14 protein-coding genes are annotated in these 16827 nt (G+C 48.4%); 4 read left to right on the top strand and 10 right to left on the bottom strand.

The features are described 5' to 3' along the window. Nucleotides 1-76: 76 nt before the first annotated feature. The 9 genes from KNP04_RS07285 to KNP04_RS07245 form a co-directional block, all read right to left on the bottom strand. Nucleotides 77-748 carry a 5'-methylthioadenosine/S-adenosylhomocysteine nucleosidase family protein gene (locus KNP04_RS07285; protein WP_214875810.1) on the bottom strand — a complete coding sequence of 224 codons (672 nt, stop codon included), beginning with the start codon at nucleotides 746-748 and terminating at the stop codon, nucleotides 77-79. A gap of 73 nt (nucleotides 749-821) precedes the next feature. Continuing rightward, nucleotides 822-1670 (bottom strand): YitT family protein, encoded by an 849-nt coding sequence (locus KNP04_RS07280; protein ID WP_074032674.1) that lies wholly within the window; start codon nucleotides 1668-1670, stop codon nucleotides 822-824. A 146-nt stretch (nucleotides 1671-1816) separates the two neighbouring features. Beyond that, nucleotides 1817-4114 carry a glycoside hydrolase family 65 protein gene (locus KNP04_RS07275; protein ID WP_214875224.1) on the bottom strand — a complete coding sequence of 766 codons (2298 nt, stop codon included), beginning with the start codon at nucleotides 4112-4114 and terminating at the stop codon, nucleotides 1817-1819. 214 nt (nucleotides 4115-4328) lie between these two features. Continuing rightward, on the bottom strand, nucleotides 4329-4742 hold the full coding sequence (locus tag KNP04_RS07270; protein ID WP_214875223.1) for a YflT domain-containing protein: 414 nt from the start codon (nucleotides 4740-4742) through the stop codon (nucleotides 4329-4331). Between the two features lie 116 nt (nucleotides 4743-4858). Beyond that, the gene (locus tag KNP04_RS07265) at nucleotides 4859-5914 is read right to left on the bottom strand and encodes a LacI family DNA-binding transcriptional regulator (RefSeq protein ID WP_214875222.1); all 1056 of its coding nucleotides are present in this window, start codon (nucleotides 5912-5914) and stop codon (nucleotides 4859-4861) included. Between the two features lie 55 nt (nucleotides 5915-5969). Further along, nucleotides 5970-7472 (bottom strand): alpha-amylase family glycosyl hydrolase, encoded by a 1503-nt coding sequence (locus KNP04_RS07260; protein WP_214875221.1) that lies wholly within the window; start codon nucleotides 7470-7472, stop codon nucleotides 5970-5972. Between the two features lie 23 nt (nucleotides 7473-7495). Next, complete coding sequence (locus KNP04_RS07255) at nucleotides 7496-8329, bottom strand: sugar ABC transporter permease (RefSeq protein ID WP_214696113.1); 834 nt, start codon at nucleotides 8327-8329, stop codon at nucleotides 7496-7498. A 1-nt stretch (nucleotide 8330) separates the two neighbouring features. Continuing rightward, nucleotides 8331-9683 (bottom strand): sugar ABC transporter permease, encoded by a 1353-nt coding sequence (locus KNP04_RS07250; RefSeq protein WP_214875220.1) that lies wholly within the window; start codon nucleotides 9681-9683, stop codon nucleotides 8331-8333. 105 nt (nucleotides 9684-9788) lie between these two features. Next, complete coding sequence (locus KNP04_RS07245; protein ID WP_214875219.1) at nucleotides 9789-11054, bottom strand: extracellular solute-binding protein; 1266 nt, start codon at nucleotides 11052-11054, stop codon at nucleotides 9789-9791. 370 nt (nucleotides 11055-11424) lie between these two features. Between KNP04_RS07245 and KNP04_RS07240 the strand changes: the two genes are divergently transcribed. Beyond that, nucleotides 11425-13209, top strand: coding sequence for a glycoside hydrolase family 13 protein (locus KNP04_RS07240; RefSeq protein WP_214875218.1), 1785 nt, complete (start codon nucleotides 11425-11427; stop codon nucleotides 13207-13209). A gap of 160 nt (nucleotides 13210-13369) precedes the next feature. Continuing rightward, nucleotides 13370-14728: an MATE family efflux transporter gene (locus KNP04_RS07235; RefSeq protein WP_211781580.1), complete on the top strand. Its 1359-nt coding sequence runs from the start codon at nucleotides 13370-13372 to the stop codon at nucleotides 14726-14728. Between the two features lie 23 nt (nucleotides 14729-14751). Here the strand turns inward: KNP04_RS07235 and KNP04_RS07230 are convergent, their stop codons facing one another. Then, on the bottom strand, nucleotides 14752-15492 hold the full coding sequence (locus KNP04_RS07230; protein WP_251129881.1) for an enoyl-CoA hydratase/isomerase family protein: 741 nt from the start codon (nucleotides 15490-15492) through the stop codon (nucleotides 14752-14754). A gap of 145 nt (nucleotides 15493-15637) precedes the next feature. Here KNP04_RS07230 and ybaK point away from each other — a divergent pair, with 145 nt between their 5' ends. Both ybaK and pssA read left to right on the top strand, forming a co-directional pair. After that, nucleotides 15638-16102 carry a Cys-tRNA(Pro) deacylase gene (ybaK, locus tag KNP04_RS07225; RefSeq protein WP_214761060.1) on the top strand — a complete coding sequence of 155 codons (465 nt, stop codon included), beginning with the start codon at nucleotides 15638-15640 and terminating at the stop codon, nucleotides 16100-16102. Nucleotides 16103-16121: 19 nt separating this feature from the next. Continuing rightward, nucleotides 16122-16820: a CDP-diacylglycerol--serine O-phosphatidyltransferase gene (pssA, locus tag KNP04_RS07220; protein ID WP_214747683.1), complete on the top strand. Its 699-nt coding sequence runs from the start codon at nucleotides 16122-16124 to the stop codon at nucleotides 16818-16820. Nucleotides 16821-16827 lie beyond the last annotated feature (7 nt).

Genomic DNA, 16827 nt, shown 5'->3' with positions numbered 1-16827 from the left:
CCAAACATCCGCCGAAGGTATCCGAAACTCCAAGCGTACAACTGTCATTTTCGTTCAGACACTTTGAATCCTATAATCAAAGAAAACGCATCAAGTAGTCATCAAAAATTTTAGCCATCACTACAGGCGTATTCTTCACATACACATCAATCTGTTCAGCATTCGAAACAAATGGGTCTCCCTGCCTCTCATCTTTTGGAAAGTCAGAAATCCCTTTGATGATAATGCACTCGACATGATTCTTTCTGCAGATATATGAAATGGCACCCGCTTCCGTATCAGCAATCGTGATCTCATGTTCGTTCAACTCTACATAATCCTTCCACATCACGACAGCCCGGTCAGCCGTTGCAATCGTCCCCGTCAAAAAATCACCCCCGTAGTGAGAGAGTGGTATGTCAACGATGAAAGATTGTTTGATCATCGGTTCTACCTCTTTAACCGTACAATCATATTGCACGGCACGATGCGGTACGATGACGTCTAAATGACCGTACGTGTCATCTATTCCGGCACACGTTCCCGCCACAATCACCTTATCCAAGTCAAAACGAGAAATCATGTATTGATTGGCCCCGACCCCGTTCGCTTTCCGTACACCGGTGAAATAAAAAATTAACTCAGTATCATTTACTTTCTTCAGAAAAAACTCTCCGTACGGATATTCACAACGTTCTTCATTGCTCACTTCAAAATAGTCTAATGTCGCCTCGTATTCCCATTTCGTCGCAATACTGACCCCAATCATCATCTATCTTCCCCAATCAATTGATGTATTACATACATAATAACCCCTACTGATCACTTCAGTAGGGATTAATTTAGCGACGGAACGTTCCTTCGACATCCTCTGTCGGCAAGATATTGATCCAAACCGATGGGTCTGCATCTTTACAGATCCGTGTGATTTCACGAACCTCGTGTCGTTGGGCGACCATCATGAGCGTCGCTTTCTCGACTTTCGAGTACGTACCGATTGCTGGCATGAGCGTGATGCCACGGAACACGTGTTGATGCAATTCTTTCGTCACTTCATCTGGATGGTTCGTCACGATGAAGAGCGTCTGACGCTGCGTATTCGTGTAAATCTCATCGATGACTTTTGATGTCACATACAAGAACACGATTGTATAGAGTGCTGTCGGCCATCCGAACAAGGCACCCGCTGCGAGCGCAATCATCATGTTCATCAAGAAGAGGTAGACACCGACCGAGTTGTTCGTGAATTTCGCAAGAATCAACGCGACGATGTCAAAACCTCCCGTCGAGGCACCGTACCGAATCGTAATCCCAGATCCGATCGCCAAAAGCACACCGCCGAACACGGCGTTCAATAACGGGTCGTCCGAGAGGAGCTGCGATTGCGGAAGCATACGAATGAACAACGTGACCGAGGCGACACTGACAAGCGTATGGATCATCATATTCCGCCCGAGCATAAAATAACTAACGACGAGCAGTGGTGCGTTCAGAATAAAGAACCAGAGCCCTTCCCCTAGTTCAAACGGTGTACCAGCTAGTAGTGCTGTCAAGATTTGGGCAAGGCCCGTAAATCCTGTCGAATAGACGCCGGCTGGAATTAAAAATAATGTCATGGATAAGGCAACAAACAATCCTCCGATGATCGAGACAACCCCGATTCGTGTATGTTCTTTAACGGCTTCCGTCAAGCTTCAACTCCCCTTTCTCAAAATAGCTAAGAATCAAGATAACATAGATTATTCATGCTGCATACAGCAAATATGCAGGAAATCCGATAAGTTTTTCATACAAAAACAAGCCGACCGAGGTCGGCTTGTTCGTATGAAGCAATTGGTCACGCTTTCACTGTTTCAATTGTAATCGATTCATTCGCAGGAACCGTTACTGCATTTCCATACACGTGAAGCGTTACATCTGTACCACCTGTTTGTTTGATTGTCACTTGTTCACGTGATGATGTGACCGTTAAGTGATGACCACGCCAGAGCATGTTGAACGAGTAGCCGTTCCAGTCTTTCGGAATCATCGGGCTGAACGAGAGGTGATCCTCTTGGATGCGCATGCCCGCGAAACCATGAACGATGGACATCCATGAGCCGACCATCGACGTGATGTGCAACCCATCTTCTGTATCATTGTTGTAGTTGTCGAGGTCAAGACGTGCTGAACGTTGATACAATTCAACCGCTTTGTCCTCATAACCGACTTCTGCCGCAATGATTGAATAGACACATGGTGACAAGCTCGACTCATGAACCGTGCGTGGCTCATAGAAATCGAAGTTTGCACGTTTCTGTTCAAGCGTGAAGCGATCACCGAACGTGTAGAGTCCTTGAAGGACGTCCGCTTGTTTGATGAAGTTCGAGCGGAGGATGCGATCCCACGACCAGTTTTGGTTTAGTGGAAGGTGTTTCGGATCGAGGTCTTTCACTAAGATTTGTTCTTTATCCATGAAGCCATCCTGTTGCATGAAGACATCTGGCACGAGGTCATCTTTTGGATAGTACATCTTCGTTTGGATATCCGCCCACTTTGCGAGTTCCGCGTCTGTGATGCCAAGTGTCGACACGAGCTCTTCGAGACGTGCAGGTTCTGCTTCTTTCAAGTAGTTATACACTTCTTGTGTATACTCGAGCGTCCACGCGGCAATCAAGTTCGTGTACCAGTTGTTGTTGACGTTGTTGTCGTATTCGTTCGGACCTGTGACGCCTAGGATCATATACACATCTTTGTGTGGCACAAAGTTGACACGGCTAGCCCAGTAACGCGAGATCTCGACCAATACTTCAAGTCCGTATTGTCCAAGGTAAGACTTGTCGCCTGTGAAGTTCGTGTAGTTGAAGATGGCATGGGCGATTGCACCGTTCCGATGAATCTCTTCATGCGTGATCTCCCACTCGTTATGGCACTCTTCCCCGTTCATCGTGACCATCGGGTAAAGCGCACCTTCCATACCGACATTCTTCACAGCGTTCTCTTTTGCTTGTGGCAATTGATTGTGACGGTATTTGAGCAAGTTCCACGAGACCTCTGGTTTAGCAGTCGCCAAGTAGAAGTGGAGGCAATAAGCTTCCGTATCCCAATACGTCGCACCGCCGTACTTCTCACCTGTGAACCCTTTTGGCCCGATGTTGAGACGAGAATCTTCGCCCGTATACGTTTGATACATGTTGAAGATGTTGAAACGGATTCCTTGTTGCGCTTCGATATCTCCATCGATTCGAACGTCCGCATCTTCCCAACGTGCGAGCCACGCTTCCGTCTGTTCAGCGAGGAGCGTCTCAAATCCTTTTTCAAATGCCGCTTCGACGCGTTTCATCCCTGCAGATTGAAGATCCTCAATCGCATGGTCGCGGTTCGTCACGACAGATACATATTTATAGGCTGTCGCCGTCTCACCGGCAGTCACATTGACCGTGAATTTGTTCGCCACGAAGAGGTCTGTCGCTTCAAGCACTTCACAACGAGCGCCTTCTACGTCCGCAATCATCGATGCCGTAACGTGCCAATCGAGTTTTTTCGTCTTCGTCGTCACGAAACCGAAGCGTTCTTCGATGCCACGGTCGACCGGGAGCCAGAACTTCTCATCGTAGTTCGAATCTTCATTCTCGACATCGCCGTCTAAGTATGGCGTGAACTCGATTTTCGCTTCGTAGTTCACCGGTGTGACGTTGTAACGAATCGCTAATACTTCTTTATCGACGATTGAGAAGAAACGGACGACTTCCACTTTTGTCTCTTCTGTGCCGTTCATCAATGTGAACGTCCGTGTGAGTACACCACGCTGCATATCCAATTCGCGTGTAAAGTCTTTCACGTCCCATTTTGCCAAATCGACAGGTGTTCCATTGATCGCGACGCGTAGACCGATGACGTTTGTCGCATTCAATACTTTGGCAAAGTATTCAGGATATCCGTTCTTCCACCAACCGACACGTGTTTTATCCGGGTAATAGACGCCCGCCACATAGAATCCTTGGTGCGTATCATTCGAGTAATCTTCCTCGAAATTTCCTCGCATTCCCATGTGCCCGTTTCCGAGCGATGTGATCGATTCAGCAAGACGGTTTTCTTTCGGGTGAAGACCTTCTTCTGTTACTTTCCATTCATCGACTGCAAACAATCGTTTCATCTGTCTGCCACTCCTTTTTCTCTACAAGGCTACCTTCGACGGACAACAAGTTCATGCAACCGTTTGTCTATGAAAGCGCTGTATTTAATCTCACCTTTCATTTTACACAACTGAAGTGAGAATGCAATCGTTTGCATAAAACTTTTTCTTTCTTTTTTTGTCACATTTTTAGAGAAAAAAGACTGCCTCTCGCGGAGACAGTCTTAATGGGTCATCACTTTTGATTTTCTTCATCCTCACCGAACGCCGCATTCGCCTCATGCCCTTCGAATAGAGCGCTCCGACCATCATTGAACCCCGTATCAGGTTCATCGATGACGAGCACATATCCGCCTTGTTTCAATTGTGCATGTGCTCGCTCCACCTCATCATCTGAGATGCCTAAATCGTGTAGCGCCTGTTTCATATCTTTGCCCTGACTTGTGTCGCCCTGAAGGTTGTCTAACCAAGACGCGTCATCATTCTCCACGTTTACGTTCGTCTCGTGTTTGAGTACGTGGACAGCGTCTTCCTGTTCGGTCACGACATATAATTCTCCTTCATCATAACCATTTTCATTCAGTTCGTTAATTTTAGAAAGCAGGTTCTCTTTCGTATCGTATGTTCCGACAAATCGTTTTTTGCTCATCTCAATCCATCCTTTCAGTTTCAATCCGTTCGTGAGAAATGTTCCCCACTTCAGGCGACTTCAATCAACAGGATATGCAAAAGACGACCTCGCTCCTCGCGAGATCGTCTAGATGATTAAGAATTTGATTCGAGTGTCTCCGCTTTGCTCTTTTTTTGTCCACATGATTGGCGGACGACCAAATAGTGTGGAACGATGACGCGTTTCCCGTATGGTGGGGCATTATCGCTAATTTGTTCAATCAAGCAATTCGTCGCCTCAAAGCCGAGACCGAAAATGTTGATCTCGACCGAAGTGAGCGGCGGGTTCGAGTGCTCGGCGATATAGACGTTATTGAAACTGACGACAGCCACATCTTCTGGAATCTTGAGTCCCATCTCACTGAGTGTACTGATGACCCCGAGTGCCATCATGTCATCACTGACGACGACAGCTGTCGGTGGCTCTTCATTTTGAAGCAACTCCCGGACAGCTTTTGCGCCGCCCTTCGTCATAAACTCAGCTCGTGCGATATAGTCCTCACATACCGGGATACCCGCTTCCATGAGTGCAGTCGCGTATCCGTTTCTACGGTCTTGTGTCACGGCGAGCTTGTCCGATCCCCCGATAAAGGCGATGCGACGGTGACCTAAATTATAGAGATGCTTCGTCACTTCGCGTCCGGCCAAATAGTTGTCCGTATCGACGTACGTAATCGAAGAAGCGTCCCCGAACGGCTTCCCGACCACGACGAACGGAAACTTCGTCTGACGTAGATATTGGACGACTTGGTCGTCTTCACGTGAATAGAGGACGATGACACCGTCGACGCGGCGTCCTTGTACCATCTCGATCACACCCGATAATACCTCTTCCTCTGTCACACCGGTCGTCATATAAAGTGAATAACCGTTTTGGTGCGCCTTTGTGCTGATTCCTCGCAACACTTCTGGGAAGAATGGGTTTTGGAGAGTCTTTGTTGCCGCACTCGGCATAACGAGACCAATCGACTGTGTCGAGCGGTTGGCAAGACTTCTTGCATGAATGTTCGGATGGTAACCGAGCTCTTCCATGGAGTTTCTGACCCGTTCTTTTGTCTTCTGACTGATTCTTGGACTGTTGGCGATGACGCGAGATACCGTCGACGGTGCGACGTTCGCGTGCTTCGCAACATCTTTAATTGTGATTTGCATGGTGTTCCCCCCTGCTTCCGTGAATTCAATTCGTGCCTTTCGGCGTGTCATATCTTTATTTGCGGCGCTTCCACATGACCAAACCTGTCAAGAAAATCGGAATCGTGACAACAATCAACCCGATCATCCACGGATTTACCGATGACTCCTCAACAATGTAAGCGTTCGCACTTTCGCCAGATAGTTCAATTGTAAACGTTCCGCGTTGATCTGTGACCAGTTGTGAGAATAATAGACCACGAAGTCTTGTATCTTCCCCGATTTCACTGACCTCGATCTCAATCTCTCGATCCTCACTGTTCATGTTGATCGCATATAACGCGACGTCATCCCCATCTTTACGTTCAAAGACGGCCATTCCATCTTCCGATGCAATCATACGCTGTTCACCTGTCGCAAAAACAGGATACTCTTCACGCATGCGGTTCATCGTTGCGACGTATTCGTGTAACTCTTCATTTCCCGGGAATTCAGTCATGACACGGTTCGCCGGGTCGGCTCCACCTGTCTGTGCATTTTCAGTCCCTTGGAAGACGATTGGCATACCCGGTGACGCATAAAGCGCGAACAACCCGAGGCGCAACCGTCGTTCCGCCGATTCCACGCCGCCGAGTTCAGCCATATGCATGAACCGTTCGACATCATGGTTATCGAGGAACGTCGCCATCTGATTCGGGTCGTTAAAGAACGTTTCGGCATAGCTTGCGGCAACATCGATCTCATCGACGTTCGCCTGCTGTTGCGTCATCGTTTTTGATACCCGGTCGTAGAATGTAAAGTTCGTGATGCTGTTAAACCCGAGGTCGTCATACTGCGCGACGTATTGTGGGTCCGGGTCAAATACTTCAGCGAGTAAGTAAAAGTCTGGGTCGACCGACCGAACACCTTCGACAAAGTCTTTCCAGAACGCCTTATCGACGTGACGGACCGTGTCGAGACGGTAGCCATCGATGTCTGTCTCTTCGATCCAATACTTTGCCGCGTCGATCAAATACGATTTGACTTCCGGGTCTTCTGTCTTAAAGTCCGGTAAGTCGAATAACCAGTGCGTCTCGACCTGCTCCTGATCTTTCCAGAATACGATCGGCAACTGTTCGTGGAACCATTCCGGTTTTTCTTCCACCCATGGATGGTTCGGGCCGACGTGGTTGACGACGAAATCGAGAATGACTTTCATGTCTCGCTTGTGTGCTTCCTCGACAAGTTCTTGTAAATCTTCTTTCGTCCCGAATTGCGGGTCGATGTTATAAAAATCTTTAATCCAATACCCGTGATAGCCGTCCGGCATATTTTCAAAAACGGGTGTCAACCAAATCGATGTGAAGCCGAGTGACTCGATATAATCGAGCTTTTCGATGACCCCGCGGATGTCTCCGCCATGAAACGCTTTCGGATCATCTTTGTCGACTTGCTCATTGTTGTCCGGGTTCCCGTCAACAAATCGGTCGACCATAATAAAATACATGCGTTCTTGTTCCCAAGTAGCTGCTTCCTTTGCACCGACGACTGTCGGAAACAAAAGAAGCGACAGGAGCACGAGCACGACGCCTCGCCTCATATCGCTTCCTCCTTTTACGAGTATTATCCTTTCGTACCACCCGCTGTAAGGCCAGAAACGAAGTAGCGTTGGAACATGAAGAACAAGATGACAATCGGAAGGGCTGAAAGAACCGCACCCGCCGCGAATAACGTGAAGTTATTATCGAACTGTTTCGAAATCATGTTGTAAAGACCAACTGCCAATGTTTGTTTCTCTGGTGAACGAAGGACGAGCGATGCCAAGATAAAGTCGTTGAATGGTCCCATAAAGTTAAAGAGAGCAATCGTTGCGACAATCGGCTTCGCAAGTGGCAAGATGATTTGCCAGAAGATTCGGAGGTGACCTGCACCATCCATGCGGGCGGCTTCGTCAAGTTCTTTTGGAATCGTGTCGAAGTACCCTTTCGCCAAGTACGTGTTCATCGGAATCGCACCACCTGCATAGAGCAAGATAAGTGCTGTATGTGTGTCAAGAAGACCTAGCATGTTGAGCAATACATAAATCGCGATGATCGCAACGAACTGTGGCACCATTTGAAGGACGAGGAACAAGACGAGTGAGTTCTTACGTCCGACGAAACGGTAGCGTGAGAAGACGTAACCAGTAATCGTCACCAAGACGACCGAGAGCGCCATCGTGATGAAAGCGATTTTCAACGTGTTCACATACCATAAACTATAATCCGAAATCGTTAGGTCAAACAAGTTTTTATAGTGAATAAACGTCGGGTTAGCTGGAATAATCGTTGACGTAATCGTACGCCCCGGGTTGAATGAAGTACCGACAACCCAAAGCATCGGATAGAGAATGATGATCGACGCAAGCGTCAAGATGACATACGAGATCGCCAAATTGATTCGTTTTTGTTTTTTCATATCAGATCATATCCTCGTCTTTGAAAGATTTTGTCCGACGGAACTGGATCACGGCAAGTGTCATGATGAAGAATGACAAGATGAGTGTAATCGCAGCCGCAAGTCCGTATTGCGGGTTGGCACCGAGAGACAATTTGTAAATCCAAGAAATCAAGATGTCGGTACCGCCGGCCGTTTGTCCAGGTACAGCAGGGCCACCGCCATTAAAGAGATAGATAATGTTGAAGTTGTTGAAGTTGAACGTGAACTGCGTGATCAAGATCGGTGCAGTTGCGAACAAGAGCATCGGCAATGTGATCAAGCGGAACTTATCAAAGATGGTTGCTCCGTCAATCGTCGCCGCTTCATACAAGTCACCAGGAATCGACTGAAGGACCCCTGTCATGAGCGTCATGATGAACGGGAATCCGAGCCACCATTGAATGAGAACGAGTGCTGTTCGTGTCGCCGTCGGATCGGTCATCCAGTTGACTGGGTCAAGACCGAGTGCCGGCAAGATCGTCGTATTGAACACCCCGAACGATTCGTTGAACATCGAACGGAAGATCAAGATTGTGATGAATGCCGGAACTGCCCAAGAAAGAATCAAGATTGAGCGGAACAAGCGACGGAAACGAAGTCCTTCTTGGTTCAAGAGTACCGCAAGGAAAATCCCGATTGCGATGACACCTGTCGTTGAAGCGACTGTCCAGACAAGCGTCCAGCCGAGTACCCCGACGAACGTGTCACGGAAGATATCGATTTCAAAAATACGCGTAAAGTTCTCGAATCCGACCCATTCGACGAGTTTCGCTGGTGGTGCATTGTTGTAGCGATAGTTCGTGAAGGCGATCAAGAATGTAAAGATCAATGGAAGAATAACTGTAAACACTAACAAAATGAGTGATGGGATTAACATTAAGTATGGGAATCCATGGTCACGCAAGTTGCGAAGTTGCATTTGGAACGATGGAAGGTTTAGATGCTGATCACGAGCGCGACCGACACGATAGGCGTCACGAATGTTCCAAACATAGAACGCGATTCCGAAGAAAAGTAGAATTAACGCGACAATCCCCTCGACCATCAAGAAGATGGAGTGGTCGTTACGAGGTCCTGGCACTTCACCAAGCGTGATCAATCCCCAAAGTCCTCCACGGTCACCTGGTCCGGCGCCCGCCCCTTTGAAAAATAGATCATAGTTTACGGCAAAATAAGATACGACGATGATAAAGAACGCTACCGCCTTCGCGTATTGTTTGTTATATAACTGTCCGAGTCCCGGAATGATGGAAAGTAGTCCCGCGTTCCGAGCATGGTTTGTAGGCTTGTCCGGGCGTTGGTCCGGTGTTTTAGGGTTCGCAATTGCAGCCATCCTCAGTTTCTCCTTTCGATTTGAGCAAATCAATCAAGCAAACGTTTGCTCAATGCTAGAAAATGAGGGGGAACGCCATGTGGCGCACCCCGTCATTTCAATTCCTTATTGATTGTTTGCTTGGATTTGTTGCTCGATGACTTTCACTGCATCGTCTGCAGATTTTTGTGCATCTTGTTTACCAGTAGCTACAAGCTGAAGTGCTTGTGCCATTGGCTCCCAAACTTGTCCCATTTCAGGAATGTTCGGCATTGGGATTGCGTTTGTCGCTTGGTCGAATACCGCTTTCGCAACTTCGTTCGACGTGATTGTTTCGTTCGACTCGAGTGCTGCTACTGGTGGGATTTCGTTGTATGCTTCAAACATTGCCAATGCGTTTTCTTCATTCGTCAACTCTTGAAGGAACATTTCAGCCCACTCTTGGTTTTCTGTGTAAGCTGAAAGGGCATATGTTTTCACACCCATGAACGTCTTGATTGGCTCACCGTTCGGAAGTGTTGGCATAGGAGCCGCTCCGAGGTTTACGCCCGCATCTGTGTAACCAGCTACAGCCCATGGTCCGTTCATGACTGAATGTGCTTTCTTCTCAGTGAAGAGTTGGTCCATCGCTTGGCCACCAGACTCACCGATCAATCCTTTAGGGAAGAGGCCTTCTTGATACCATTTACCGATATATTCGAATCCTTCAACTGCGCCTTCGTTGTTTAAACCGATGTCAGATGGGTCGAGTGCGCCACCGTCCTCTTTGAACACGTATCCGCCGAATCCAGCGACAACACCGTGTGCGAAGTAGAAGTTATCCCAAAGTGCGAGGAATCCGTACTCGCCGTCAGCTTTCACATCGTTTGACAACTTGTAGAGGTCGTCCATTGATGCTGGCGCTTCAGCCATCAAATCTTTGTTGTACATGAGAACTGGTGTCTCAACTGATTTTGGATATCCATAAGCTTGACCATCGAACATGACAGCTGATTTCGCAGCGTCTGTGAATGCGTCAAGTGATCCTTCGTCAGCGATTGGAGCCAAGTGACCTTGGTCAGCGATTGTACCGATTTGGTCGTGTGGTACGAGAACGATGTCTGGACCTTTACCAGCTGGACCGTCAAGCGCAAGCTTGTCTTTTTGGTCTGTCATCTGTACTTCGACGACTTCAACTTTTACGCCATGCTCTTCTTCGAACGCCTTCGCAACTTCTTTCGTTGTTTCAGACTTTTCGATGTCTTCCCAGATGACGATCTTTTCAGGTTTGTTCTCGCTTGAAGAACCACCTTCGTTAGAAGATCCGTTGTCTGTTCCGCCACCACATGCAGCAAGTGCACCGAATGCGAATACTGCTGTTGAAAGTCCTGCTACCATTTTTTTCATCTTCATGATGAAAAACCTCCCCAAGGAAATAGTATGGTCAGATTTGCGCAATCGCACGACCACGTCAATTTTAAAACTCCGCTACGAAATTGACACGGTAGTGAAAACGTTTGCATCCTCACCTCAATTTTTATTATACAGTTGTGAAAGCGTTTTACAAGTCTTTTTTTACACTTTTTTTACGTCTGTTGACCCATTTATGTAATTTATAAAATTTTGTTCTCAAATCTTCACTTTTTATGAGTTTCAGCAATTGACAAAATGTAAACGCTTTATTACCCTTTGCTTGAGCAAACGTTTTCGCAACACCTATTCTCTTTGATTCACAGTGTTGTAAAATGATGTCATCCCCTATAAAGAAAGGAATGTTTTCCTTATGATGAAAGAAGCGATTTATCATCGTGCCATGTCCCCGTTCGTTTACAAATATGACCGTGAGACGATCCACATCCGTTTTCATACGAAACGTGGAGATATTGAATCGGTCGATTTGATTTGGAACGACCCTTACGATTGGCATTCTGAAGACCCGGCCATGTGGAATTTTGACCCGGACAAGCCGAGCTACTGGCGTACATACGAGACTCCAATGGAGAAAATCGGTTTTGACGACGCCTATGACTACTGGTTCATTGCCATCAAGCCACCGTTCCGACGTCTACGTTACGGCTTCCGTTTAAATGATGGACAAGAGACGGCCGTCTATACCGAAAAAGGATGGTTCGAAGAAAAACCGCTCGATGACACGGGCTATTACTTCTGTGTCCCGTTCATCAATCCGATTGATATCTTCCACGCACCGTCATGGGTGAAGGACACGGTTTGGTATCAAATCTTCCCGGATCGCTTCGCTAATGGAGATGCTTCACTTAATCCAGAAGAGACACTGCCATGGAACTCGACAGAGCCGACAATCACAAACTTCTTCGGTGGGGATTTCCAAGGGGTGATCGACCATATCGACCACTTGGTCGAACTCGGGATTACCGGAATCTATTTCTGCCCGATTTTTAAAGCGACGACGAACCACAAGTACGATACGCTCGACTATATGGAAATCGATCCACAGTTCGGGACAAAAGAGAAATTTAAAGAAATGGTCGACCTTTTGCACGAGAATGGCATCAAGGTCATGCTCGACGCCGTCTTCAACCATATCGGATATCACCACCCATGGTTCCAAGATGTCGTCGAGAACGGTCCGTCTTCTGAGTATCGCGATTGGTTCTATCTTCGCGATTTCCCTGTCGTCACAGAACCGAAGCCGAACTATGATACGTTCGCATTCGAGAAGAACATGCCGAAGATCAATACGGAGCATCCAGAGTTGAAAGCTTACTTATTAGATGTCGCCCGTTACTGGGTCGAAGAGTTCGGTATCGACGGATGGCGCCTAGACGTCGCCAACGAAGTCGACCATGCATTCTGGCGTGACTTCCGTAAGGCAGTCAAGCAAGCGAACCCAGAAGCCTACATCCTCGGGGAGATTTGGCACGATTCACAACCTTGGCTACAAGGTGATCAGTTCGATGCCGTCATGAACTATCCGTTCACGAACGCAAGCTTGAACTATTTCGCACTCGACCGGACGACGGCTTCTGAGTTCCGTAACGAATTGACGCGCGTCGAGATGATGAACACGATGAACGTCAACGAAGTCACGTTCAACTTGATTGACTCACATGATACACCACGCGCGTTGACGCGGGCGAAAGGTCATAAAGGAAAATTCAAGCTCTTGATGACTTCGATGCTCACGTACACCGGTAGCCCGTGTATTTACTATGGGGATGAAATCGGACTCGAGGGAGAACAAGACCCGGGCTGCCGTCGCTGCATGCCGTGGGACGAAGCCGAAGAAGATCGTAACCTCTTCCGTTACATTCAAAAGCTCATCCAGCTACGGAAAGACCATCCCGTGCTCGCAAACGCCGGCTCGTATCGCTTCAACTTGGTCGACGACGCCAACAATGCCGTCATCATCGAGCGATGCACGAAAGATGAGACGTACTTGGTCTACTTCAACAACTCGGACTCTACTTCGAAACTAAGTCCGCTCGGTTATCGTGGCGCCGCCTACGACTTGTTACACGACCGCGATCTCGAGTCACTCGAAATCGAACTGGCACCATTTAGTTCAGCTATTCTGAAATTGAAATAATTTCGAAAATCACCTGATTTCTTCGGGTGATTTTTTTGTTGAAAATAATTTGGCAAACCCCCTATCTTTTTCATTTTATAAGGAGTAAGATGACCTTTGACATTTTTATAAAGCAAATAGTTAACAGAAAGAATTATAGAGAAAAGGGAGAATACACTACATGCAGACGAAACAAACGGAACAGCTCACCCTGTTCAAACTGTCGTGGCCGATTTTTATCGAACTTGCCCTCCACATGGGGACCGGGATTATCGCCACATTGATGCTCGCACACTACTCAGACGCCGCCGCTTCGGCCGTCGGGGTTGCCAACCAAATCTTGAACGTGTTCTTGATTGTCTTCAGTGTGACGTCTGTCGGGGCGACCATCTTGATCGGTCAGGCCATCGGGGCTGGGCGCATGAAGAAGAGTCGCGACTTCGCCCGCTCCGCCGTCAGTTTGAATATGTGGCTCGGTGCAATCATGGTCGTCGTCATCTTCTTGTTCGGTGAAACGTTTTTACGCCTGTTCGGTCTTTCGGACGAACTGTTTGCACACGGGCTGTTGTTCCTGCAAATCGTCGGCTTGTCGCTATTCACCGAAGCACTCATCATGGCACTCAGCTCAATTCTACGAAGTCACGGTATGACGAAACATGCCATGCTCGCGACGCTTCTGATTGATATCATCACTGCTGTTGGTGCCATCTTTGCCGTTACCGGCTGGTTCGGACTTCCGGTCACTGGCGTTGCCGGTGTCGCTTGGGCCATCGTGATCGCACGATTCGCCGCCATGGTACTTTTGTTCTGGCTCGTCAAACGGAAGCTAATGATCCGCTTCCCGTTAAAAGAAGTGATTCGTCCTAAGAAAGACGACATCCAGTCGCTCCTTCAAATCGGTGTCCCTTCTGCCGGAGAGAACTTGTCTTATCAAGCTTCACAGATCATCATCACCGGTTTCATCGCGACGATGGGAGAAGCTTCCCTCGCCGCACGGGTATACGTCATGAACTTGTCGATGCTCGCCTTCTTGTTCACCGTCGCCGTCGCGCAAGGGACACAGCTCTTGATCGCGCGAGATATCGGGGGCAAACGTTTCAAAGAGGCGTATCATCGCGCTGTCAAGACATTGAAGATTGCCATGTTCGCCTCGTTCGTCGCCTCTCTCGGGTTGGCGGTATTCAGCGAGTCGCTACTCGGGCTCTTCACGTCAAACCCTGACATCATCGCGGTCGGAGTGCCAATCTTATGGGCAACGCTCATTTTAGAGCCAGGTCGCGCCATGAACATCGTCTTGATGGGATCGTTGAAGTCCGTTGGAGACGTCCGTTTCCCGGTCATGATTGGAATCGCCTCGATGTGGGGCGTCGCCGTAGCGTTCAGCTACTTGTTCGGTCTTCAAATGGGGCTCGGCATCCTCGGGATTTGGCTCGCCTTCTCTCTCGATGAGTGGTTCCGCGGTTTCTTCGCGTTCCGCCGTTGGAAGTACGGAACGTGGCAACAAAAAGGATTCCAGTTCGAAGCCAAATCAACCACGTAAAAAAGCGGCCGCGGCCGCTTTTTTTATTTCATCAAAAATGCCTGCATCGCCTGACGGTGTACGTCCGTGTCCCCACACTTTCGTTGCCAATCGATTTCTTCATTCAATCCCTCTTCAAATGAAGCAGCCCGCATGAGCGCCTTCATCCCTTGAACAGCGACCGGTGATTTCGCAGCGAGTGTCTCTGCGTAGGAAGTCAATCGCTCCGTATACACCGCATCTTCCACGAGCTCTGTGACGAGTCCGAATGTGTGCGCTGCCTCCGAGTCGATCGTACTGCCACTCCACAACCAATCTAATGCGAGGTCGTCTCGCATAAGTCGACGTAAGTGATACGGTCCGCCTGCATCTGCGACCAATCCGATTTTGATGAACGCCGAGCTGAACTTCGTCGACTTGGCGACGATACGGACATCAGCCGCGAGTGCCAAACTGAGTCCCGCTCCCGCCACGACGCCATGAATTCCCGCGATGAGCGGCTTACGGCACGAGAAAAGCGCACGAACGAGTGGATGATATACCTCTTCTAAATATTCCCCGTAATCTGCATCGCTCTCAATCGTTAAATCTTGTCCAGATGAGAATGCCCGCCCTTCTCCGACAAGGACAATGACACGAACCGCGTCGTCCTGATCAAATTCATCGATTGCCGTTTTCATTTCACGTAGCAACGTCTCGTTCAAGGCGTTCAGCTTTTCAGGTCGGTTTAGTTTCAACCACCCTACCCCATTGTGCGTCGTCAATTGAATCGTCTCCACTTTCATTCCCCCTTCTAAAATGAATCACTGTTCATTTCTTCGCCATTCCGTCAAACTCCTTCCTTTACTGAAAAGTTTTTTGAAGTTCAATTGCCGTGAAGTTGGTTGATTTGCTATTCTAAAAGGAGTCGGTCACGAAAGGATGAGTCAGATGCAACTGACAAACGCCGCTCGGCAACTGAAACAAAAGAAGATTCCGTTCGCTTATCATACGTATGAAGTCGATGAAACCGATGTCTCTGCCAAACATGTCGCAAAGACGTTGCATAAACCGCTCGATGAACTGTACAAAACGATTTGTCTCATGAACGAGAAAAAACAATACGCCTTCTTTCTCATTTCTGGAGAACGTGACATCGATTTGAAGGCAGCCGCGAAAGCTTGGGGAGCGAAGAAAGCATCGCCTGTCCCGATGAAAGAGCTCGAGGCACTGACCGGATACATCCGGGGTGGCGTCTCTCCCATCGGGGCGAAGAAGTCGTTTCCCGTATACCTGCATGAGGCAGCTAGAGAGAAAGAGACCATCACGATCTCTGCCGGGAAACGTGGCTATCAAATCGAGTTGAAGCCAGAAGATTTACTGCAATTCACAAACGGTCGCTGGTTTAGCCAATGACCTTACTGGGGGAAAAATTATGTGGAAAGAACGCATCCGCTCGTGGATTCCAAACTCCTTTACGTTCGGAAATTTATTTTGTGGTGTCGTCGCAATCGTCTACGCCGCACGTGGTGACTTCTCAAACGCCACGTTGTTAATCATCATCGCGATGATGCTCGATAGCTTGGACGGGCGCCTCGCCCGTATGCTCGGAGTCGCTGGAGACTTCGGGAAAGAGCTAGATTCGCTCGCTGACATCGTCACGTTTGGTGTCGCACCGGCGATGCTCGCCTATTATACGTTTTTCATTGATTACGGCAATTATGGATTGTTCTTTGCGGCACTCTTCCCGCTATTTGGGGCATACCGCCTCGCTCGCTTCAACTTGTCCGCGACAAACGTTGCGGCGAGTTACTTCTCCGGTGTCCCGATTACGGCCGCCGGTGGGCTCCTCGCCGTCATCACGACGTTCGGGGACCGCGTCAGCGAACTGTTGACACCAATTTTCTTCACAGGGCTCGCCCTGTTGATGGTCAGCCGTGTCCGCATCCCGAGTTTCAAAGATGTACCACTGCCGCGTCACTCGTTCATCATTACCATCAGTCTTGTCTACGTGACGTATATGATGTTCGCCCGTTGGAAAGAATGGCCGACGTTCTGGTTCATCGCCGTTCCGTTTTATGTCTTATTCATCGCTTTCTCTTTCGTGAAAAGACGGAAGCGGATGGCCAATTAAGAGTCTC

Source organism: Exiguobacterium sp. CH10, assembly GCF_018617635.1.
Classification (GTDB): Bacteria; Bacillota; Bacilli; order Exiguobacteriales; family Exiguobacteriaceae; genus Exiguobacterium; species Exiguobacterium aestuarii_A.
The sequence above is the reverse complement of the archived record's forward strand: the minus strand, read 5'-3'. Positions and strand labels throughout refer to the sequence as shown.

Excerpts from the sequence above, each read along its gene's own strand:
- KNP04_RS07285 (WP_214875810.1), bottom strand. The coding sequence starts at position 748 with ATGATTGGGGTCAGTATTGCGACGAAATGGGAATACGAGGCGACATTA.
- KNP04_RS07275 (WP_214875224.1), bottom strand. The coding sequence starts at position 4,114 with ATGAAACGATTGTTTGCAGTCGATGAATGGAAAGTAACAGAAGAAGGT.
- KNP04_RS07270 (WP_214875223.1), bottom strand. The coding sequence starts at position 4,742 with ATGAGCAAAAAACGATTTGTCGGAACATACGATACGAAAGAGAACCTG.
- KNP04_RS07265 (WP_214875222.1), bottom strand. The coding sequence starts at position 5,914 with ATGCAAATCACAATTAAAGATGTTGCGAAGCACGCGAACGTCGCACCG.
- KNP04_RS07260 (WP_214875221.1), bottom strand. The coding sequence starts at position 7,472 with ATGAGGCGAGGCGTCGTGCTCGTGCTCCTGTCGCTTCTTTTGTTTCCG.
- KNP04_RS07255 (WP_214696113.1), bottom strand. The coding sequence starts at position 8,329 with ATGAAAAAACAAAAACGAATCAATTTGGCGATCTCGTATGTCATCTTG.
- KNP04_RS07250 (WP_214875220.1), bottom strand. The coding sequence starts at position 9,683 with ATGGCTGCAATTGCGAACCCTAAAACACCGGACCAACGCCCGGACAAG.
- KNP04_RS07245 (WP_214875219.1), bottom strand. The coding sequence starts at position 11,054 with ATGAAGATGAAAAAAATGGTAGCAGGACTTTCAACAGCAGTATTCGCA.
- KNP04_RS07240 (WP_214875218.1), top strand. The coding sequence starts at position 11,425 with ATGATGAAAGAAGCGATTTATCATCGTGCCATGTCCCCGTTCGTTTAC.
- KNP04_RS07235 (WP_211781580.1), top strand. The coding sequence starts at position 13,370 with ATGCAGACGAAACAAACGGAACAGCTCACCCTGTTCAAACTGTCGTGG.
- KNP04_RS07230 (WP_251129881.1), bottom strand. The coding sequence starts at position 15,492 with ATGAAAGTGGAGACGATTCAATTGACGACGCACAATGGGGTAGGGTGG.
- ybaK (WP_214761060.1), top strand. The coding sequence starts at position 15,638 with ATGCAACTGACAAACGCCGCTCGGCAACTGAAACAAAAGAAGATTCCG.
- pssA (WP_214747683.1), top strand. The coding sequence starts at position 16,122 with ATGTGGAAAGAACGCATCCGCTCGTGGATTCCAAACTCCTTTACGTTC.